At 58.0% G+C, this 7,462-nt stretch carries 6 protein-coding genes; 4 read left to right on the top strand and 2 right to left on the bottom strand.

Going from position 1 to position 7,462, the window contains the following annotated elements; all coding sequences use genetic code 11:
* From B2994_RS07295 to B2994_RS07285, 3 genes are all read left to right on the top strand, one after another.
* Nucleotides 1–404 (top strand): DUF5067 domain-containing protein (locus B2994_RS07295; RefSeq protein WP_291527706.1); only part of this gene is annotated, 404 nt, incomplete at its 5' end.
* 418 nt (nt 405–822) lie between these two features.
* A complete protein-coding gene (locus tag B2994_RS07290) occupies nt 823–1,758 on the top strand; it encodes a dolichyl-phosphate beta-glucosyltransferase (protein WP_414630666.1) in 936 nt (311 codons plus the stop codon).
* A gap of 116 nt (nt 1,759–1,874) precedes the next feature.
* On the top strand, nt 1,875–4,100 hold the full coding sequence (locus tag B2994_RS07285) for an ArnT family glycosyltransferase (protein ID WP_291527705.1): 2,226 nt from the start codon (nt 1,875–1,877) through the stop codon (nt 4,098–4,100).
* Nucleotides 4,101–4,372: 272 nt separating this feature from the next.
* On the opposite strand, the gene B2994_RS07280 is transcribed toward B2994_RS07285, so the two are convergent.
* Together B2994_RS07280 and B2994_RS07275 are read right to left on the bottom strand one after the other, a co-directional pair.
* Complete coding sequence (locus B2994_RS07280; protein ID WP_291527739.1) at nt 4,373–5,359, bottom strand: DMT family transporter; 987 nt, start codon at nt 5,357–5,359, stop codon at nt 4,373–4,375.
* Nucleotides 5,360–5,534: 175 nt separating this feature from the next.
* A complete protein-coding gene (locus B2994_RS07275; RefSeq protein WP_291527704.1) occupies nt 5,535–6,410 on the bottom strand; it encodes a Bax inhibitor-1/YccA family protein in 876 nt (291 codons plus the stop codon).
* 184 nt (nt 6,411–6,594) lie between these two features.
* Here B2994_RS07275 and B2994_RS07270 point away from each other — a divergent pair, with 184 nt between their 5' ends.
* Nucleotides 6,595–7,422, top strand: a complete 828-nt coding sequence (locus B2994_RS07270) for an aldo/keto reductase (RefSeq protein WP_291527703.1) — start codon at nt 6,595–6,597, stop codon at nt 7,420–7,422.
* The last annotated feature ends 40 nt before the right edge of the window (nt 7,423–7,462 follow it).

Below are 7,462 nucleotides of genomic sequence, written 5' to 3'. Positions count from 1 at the left end.
CCGCCGATTCGAAAGCGCAAGGCGCTCAGGATACCGAAGGAGATATCGATGGGGCGCATGTGAAGATCGTGTCCGCAGTCAAAAGCGGTAGGGATTACGAGAATAAGCCTACCGTCGTGGTGACATACGAATGGACCAATACCACGACGCGGAATAATTCCTTCGCGACGTTGGCTCATCCGCAGGTGTTCCAGAATGGCGTCGAACTGGCTACGGCGATATATACTGATTCGCCTTCGGGCTATGATGCCGATTCGTATATGCGGGAATTGCAGCCGGGCACCTCGTCAACAGTGACGATCGGGTATGTTCTGACGGATGATTCGCCGGTCGACGTTGAGGTCAGCGCCTTTCTGGCGGTGAACAGTGGCGTTAAGGTGACGCACGAGTTTAATATGCAGTAGTTGGAAGTTCTTTCGCTACCTGTTCTTTCGCTACCTGTTCCTTATGCATCGTATTGATTCCATTCGGGTCTCCGGCTGCTCTTGGGGGAGCCGGAGGCCTCTGCCTGTTGTGGTTTCGAAATGGAGATATGCGATTAGGTCGCTGCAGTCATTGACTCCGTTCTATCTCGGCGACGAATCAAGTATGTCGTTAAGGTAGCGCGCACGCCTCGTCTTAGGAGTGGGTGCAACAGAGATATGTTCGAGACGGGGGATGCGTCTTCAGAAAGTGTTCAGGGATCATTTCGCATGCTATTCGAGAATCGACAGCTGCCTTGTACCTGGCGCGGGACATACTCCATGAAATCGATTGTTTCCTGTAGACATGGACCAATCAGAAACACTTCAGCTCAGCAGCTATTCACCGGCCATTCGGACGATGGACGGTCCGCAGATGCTGTCGACCATCGTCGAGCGTGTTGGGACGCCTCGCCGCGTCGACGTCGATATCGTCGTTCCTGTTTATAACGAACAAGAGCAGTTAAGCGCATCCGTTATAACGTTGACGAATTATCTTTCCCGCACTCGGCACGAGGAATTTCCATATACGTGGAACATTGTCGTGGCAGACAATGCCAGCACCGACGCCACATGGCCCATTGCCGCACAATTGGCCTCCCAATATCCTGATCTGGTGCGAGCCGTGAAAATCGCCGCCAAAGGTCGCGGCCGTGCATTGAAACTTGCGTGGGGCGAGTCCGAAGCCAAAGTCGTGGCATATATGGATGCCGACTTATCCACGGACATTCGCTCCACCAATGCGCTGATTTGGGCATTGCTGCGTGGCGGCGCGGATGTGGCAACCGGATGTCGGTTATGTGATGAATCCGAGGTTACGCGGTCTCTGAAACGCGAAGTGATCTCGCAGACCTATAACGCATTGCTGCGCTCGCTGCTCGGCGCCGCCTTCCGTGACGCGCAATGCGGATTCAAAGCCATGACGGCTTCCGCCGCGCGACATCTGCTGCCGTACATACAGGACGACGAATGGTTCTTCGATACCGAAATGCTCTTGCTGGCACAGGCGACCAACATGCGCATATATGAATTCCCAGTACATTGGGTGGAGGATGCGGGAACCACCGTGAATATTCCCGACACCATCGCCAAGGATCTGGCCGGCATGTGGCGAATGAGCCGCACGCTGAAACTCATGCGTCGTCGACAGACAAACCGCATGGAATCGTTACGCGGCGCATATTCGCAACATGGCATATCGGGCGGTGCCGCCAATTCCGATGACGCTGGAAAGCCCGAGAATTCGCAAGGCCATCCGGCATCGGCATCTTCCCCGACAAAGCCCTCCGCGCTATGAAACCAATTGGCGACACATCATTCAGCGTCGAAATCCATCGTGCTCAATCGAAGGGAACTACCATGCCAACAGCAGCCTCGTGCGCATCAATCACGTCTTCGCCGCGGAAATCCCGCTTGGCGTCATTCATTGGGATTCGCGGCGGCCAATTCGTGCACCCGCAGCCCGTCATGACGATGCGTCATCCCGTCGCCGTTCGCCGAGCCCCATTGGACTGGATCGGGTTCGCCGTCATGATGGGACTGAGCTGCATCATCATGTTCGTCAACCTCACTGCATCGGGCTATGCCAACGAATTCTACTCAGCCGCCGCGCAGGCCGGCTCCGTCGACTGGTGGGCGTTTCTGTGGGGATCGTCCGACGCGGGCAACTCCATCACCGTCGATAAGCCGCCGGCAGCCATCTGGCTGATGGCCCTGTCCGTACGCATGTTCGGCCTCAACTCCTTTGCCATCCTCCTGCCCGAGGCGATCTGCGGCATGGTATCGGTCTGGCTGGTCTATGCCTGCACCCGACGGTATTGGGGCAATTGGTTCGGTGCGATCGCGGGGCTGACGCTCGCCACCACGCCTGTCGCGGCGCTGATGTTCCGATTCAATAATCCGGACGCGCTGCTCGTCACACTAATGACCGGTGCGGCATACGCGGTGCTGCGCTCGCTGGAATATCCTGACAACCGGCAAGCCAATCGTCGTCGTACCGCATGGTTGGCGTTCGCCGGCGCATTGGTCGGATTAGGTTTCCTGACCAAGCAATTGCAGGTTCTGCTCGTGCTTCCCGGATTTGCGTTTGCGGTGTTGGCCGCTTCCCCCACCAAGTTGATCCGCCGGATTGTCGACGGGCTGGTGGCGATCGTCAGCATGCTGGTATTTGCCGGATGGTGGATGCTGCTGACGGTGATAGTGCCATCAGGATCCCGTCCATATATCGGAGGATCCCAGACGGACTCGTTCCTCGAATTGACTTTTAGCTACAACGGTTTTGGGCGACTTACCGGCAACGAGAATGGCGCCGTTGTCGGCGGCGGAAAGGCCTCGGGAGGCATGTGGGGCGAAACCGGACTGACTCGGCTGCTTGACGGTGAGTTTGGTGGGCAAATCGCGTGGCTCGCCCCAGTCGCCGCACTGGGAATCGTTATTGGCTGCATTGCATGCCGGTGTGCTCGCCGTACCGATCTTCGTCGCGCCAGCGTGATCGTCTGGGGGTCATGGCTGCTGGTTACTTGGGTGGTGTTCAGCTATATGTCGGGCATCTTCCACCAGTACTACACCGTGGCGCTTGCTCCGTCCGTGGCGGTGCTGGTTGCAATAGCGGCATCGGTTCTTTGGGAACGTCGCCATGCCCTGTGGGCGCGCTCGTGCGCCGCTGTCGTCACGCTGGTTACTGCGATCTGGGCGGTTGAATTGCTGGGACGTTCCAGTTGGGTGCCTTGGCTCAAGATCGTGGTGCTGATGCTCGGGCTGGCGTCCGTCTTGATTCTGGCCGCGCTTGCCATCGCCGCCGTGCCTCTGCGCGGATTGCGTGTTCTGCGTACACCGGCAATGGTGTCGATCGCTCGCGTTGCTGGAATCGTGGCGGTGACGCTGGGCGCAGTTGCTCTCTATGCCGGTCCGGTTGCATGGACTGCCTATACGGTGTCCGTAGGTCATCAGGGTTCCATTGTCACGGCTGGTCCCAATGTCACAGGATCCACCGGCATGGGCGGAGGACCGGGTGGTGCGCAGAACGGCGGTCCTGGCATGCGGGGCAATGGCGGGCCGGCTCATGGTGGCTCGGTGAACGGCAATGGTGGATTCGGCGGACAAAACGGGCCTGGGCTGCCGAACGGCAACAATTCCCGGGGAAATCCTCACGGGACCGCCGGTGGGGGTAGCGGCCAGTCGCAATCCGACGGCAGCGGCCAGTCGTTCCCGAATGGCGCCAATCGCGATGGCGCGGCATCATCGGAGCAAAACAGCCAGATTCGTCCCGGAGGCGGCGGCGGTTTGCTCGGTGGCGGGTCCGCCAGCGAGACTATCGTGGCCATGCTGAAGGATAATGCCGGTCAGTACACTTGGGTTGCCGCAACCACCGGCTCGCAGAATGCCGCGAGCTACCAGCTTGCCAGCGAGCAAGCCGTGATGCCGATCGGTGGATTCAATGGTTCCGATCCAAGTCCGACCCTTGAGCAGTTCAAGGAATACGTGGCTGAGGGACGTATCCATTATTACATTGGCGGAGGCGGCCTGGGCGGCAACCAGCTTGGAGGGTCCAATTCGGCGAACGAGATTGCCGAGTGGGTGGCGGAAAACTTTACCGTGCAAACAGTGGATGGCGTCAGCATCTATGATTTGACGAAATAAATGGGCGGATGAAGTCGTTGGCATGTCGGCCATCCATTCCGCGGAATCGTTCTTGCTCTGTGGACAAGCGGCATGATGTGAAAGAATCCATTATGGATTCTTTCACATCGCTGGCGATGACGTTGGCGCAGGTGGTCTTTCATAGGTCCTTGTTTAACGTTGGATCAAGCCGCTAAGCGGCGTGGTGGAGATGCGGTATGGCTCTGGTTTGTGAAAGAATCCATAATGGATTCTTTCACAAACCAGAGCCATACCGCTATATGGAATGCGACTCACTTTTTGGAAACATGGGTCGCTGGATCCGATCGGCGCGGCCATTTGGGTAGTTTGGCGGGTGCCTGAGCCAGCAAAGTTCCGAGAAAAATCAGCGCACACCCAAGATAACCGCGTGGAGTCATGGATTCGCCCAAAAACAGTGCGCCCCCCACGGCGGAGAAGAACGATTCGAGACTCATGATGAGAGATGCCCGGGTTGGCGGCACCCATCGCTGTCCGACGGCTTGTAAGGTATAGGCGATGCCCACGGATCCAAAACCGGCATAGAGGACAGGAAACCATGAGGAGCAAGCTCCGGCCCAGTCCACGGAACCATCCGCGAATGATCCGATCCAACTCAATACGGCCGTGGTGCAAAACTGCGCGAAGGAGAGTCGCAACGCGTCAACATGCGTTCCAAGTGTATCGATGATGAGAATATGGGCGGCAAACAACAGCGATGTGAAGAGCAGCAGCAGATCGGCTAACGTCAATGAGCCGAATCCGTTGGTGATGCACAGGAAATAAAAGCCGGCGACGGCGACGCCCACGCTGGTCACCACGGTTATGGTGATGCGGCGTCTCAGAAACACGAAGGCCAGTAGGGGGACCAGCACAATGTAGAGTGCCGTTATGAAGCCGGCTCGTCCTGCGGACTGGCCGTACATAATGCCGTATTGCTGCAGCGTGCTGGCGAGAAACAGAAAAAGCCCGCAAATCATTCCGACGATCGCGGGGTTGCGACGCCATCCGGCGCCGGCCTCAAGCTCCGTCTTCGCCTCAACTTCAGCCTGAGTTCCAGTCGTGCTTTCCGTTGCGGATTTGTCGTCGCCCGTGTTCCGCGGCTGCGTCCGTCTCATGATCAACAGAACGGGAATGAGCGATATCGCGCCGAGGGTGAAGCGCGTGGCATTGAAGAACAGCGGTGACATGGTGGCCATGCCCTGCACTTGGGAAACGAAGGCAAAGCCCCAAATCAATGCGGTTAATACCAGGCACAGCATGCTGCTCAGTTCTCTGCTCTTCATGGCAAATTATGCTAACGCATCAATGTGTCGTGATTGCGGTCCCATGTGCGCGGCAAAAGGCAGCAAAAAGACCTGACCTCGCATATATATGCAGGTCAGGTCCTGGGGGATCGGCGGACAGAGACTGTGCCGAAGAGGATGCCGGCCGAAGCTACTCGCGGTCACCGAACAGCTGCAGCAGATACAGGAACATATTCACAAAATCGAGATACAGGTTCAGGGCGCACAGGACCGACACCTTTTTGATCATCTCAGGCCCCTGGCTCTGATACTGGTTGAAAATGGCGCGTGTCGACTGCGCGTCGTACACCGTCATGCCGGCAAACAGGAGCAGTCCGATGGCGGAGACGATCTGCAGCATGGCATCGCCGGGGAAGAACATCGAGATGAGGAGCTCGGCGACGATGAGCACGATCAGACCGACTATCAGAATGGGACCCGCCTTGAGCATGTTGACCTTGGTGGTGAGTCCGATCATGGTGAGCGCAAAGAAGAATCCAGCGCACAGTGCCAGGCAAATGCCGATGTTGCCAAGGCTGTAGACGGCGAAGATCGAACTGAGCGTGAATCCCATGAGGGCGGCATATGCGTAGAACATCGCGCGCGCCGTGCCGGTGGAGATCCTGGTGATTCGCGCGCCGAGGAAAATGGCCAGACCGACTTGCGCGATCGCCAGACCGATCCATCCCAAGGTGCCGGTCGCCGAAACGAAGGCACTCAGCAAACCGGTCGCATTGGTGAGCACGGCAACTGCCGCGGTGACCAGCAGCCCGAGGGTCATTTCGCCATAGGCGCGGGTGATGGAGACCCGCGCCGCCTGCTCGTAGGAATAGGCAAGATTAGTGGTATAGGTCGCGGTTCCGGTGGCGCCGGATGTTCCGAAGGCGCCGGATGCCGCTGCATATTGCGGTTGGGCGAGCGGTTGGCCATATTGCGGCTGCTGCTGATGGAATTGGCCGGTATATGGCTGGCCGTACTGCGGTTGCTGGGATTGACGATTGTCCTCTGGGAATTGACCGGATGGCATGATGGCTCCTTTGTGTTACCTTGCCGCCAGTCTACGGGAAGAAGCTTGGGGAAATATGAATATGCCGTAAGCGGAGTCGTCGTGGTGCCGTCGTCGGGCGGAGTTGGCGTGGTGCGTCGTGTTTGGAATACCATGGGAAAAACCTTGCATTGTCACCACTTGCATTGTCACCAGGGAGGTACATATGGCCGATCAGCCAACCATCGTTCTGAACAATGGCGTTTCCATTCCGCAGCTCGGTTTGGGAGTGTTCCGCACGGAAAGCGGCCGGCAGACCGTTGACGCCGTGCGCTGGGCCTTGCAGACCGGCTATCGTCATATCGACACGGCCAAGGTTTATGGCAATGAGGAATCGGTAGGCGAGGGGGTGCGCCAGTCGGGTGTGAAGCGCCGCGATATTTTCCTCACCACCAAGCTGTGGAATCAGGATGTGCGTGACGGTCGTGCCCGAGAAGCGTTCTTCGAAAGTCTAGACAGGCTGGGAACCGATTATGTGGATCTCTACCTGATCCATTGGCCTGCGGAGGGTTGGCAGCGGGCTTGGGAACAACTGGAGCAGCTCTATGCCGAGCGCCGCGTCCGTGCGATCGGCGTGAGCAATTTCCACCGTCATCATCTTGAGGAGCTGCGGTCGTTCTCCGATATGACGCCTGCGGTCGACCAAATCGAATCCAGTCCCCAGTTCCCCAATCAGGAGCTCATCGACTGGGATCGTTCCATCGGCATTACGCCTGAGGCGTGGAGCCCCCTTGGCGGCACCGGCGGCAATCTGCTGAAGAACGATATCGTGGCGGGCATCGCCGCCAAATATGGCAAATCGCCGGCGCAGACGATTCTCCGCTGGCATCTTCAGCGTGGCGTGGTGGTTATCCCGAAGTCCACGCACGCCGAGCGCATCCGTGAGAATTTCGACGTGTTTGATTTCGAACTGTCGGCGTCCGATATGGAGGCGCTGTCGAATCTCGGCATCAACACGAGGCACGGATCGGATCCGGACAATTTCAACTTCTGACCGAAGACTCCGTTGCCGGCGCCTGGCCCTCCATGCGCGG

It is taken from the genome of Bifidobacterium sp. UBA744, from assembly GCA_002298605.1.
In the GTDB taxonomy this organism is placed as follows: domain Bacteria; phylum Actinomycetota; class Actinomycetes; order Actinomycetales; family Bifidobacteriaceae; genus Bifidobacterium.
The sequence above is the reverse complement of the archived record's forward strand: the minus strand, read 5'-3'. Positions and strand labels throughout refer to the sequence as shown.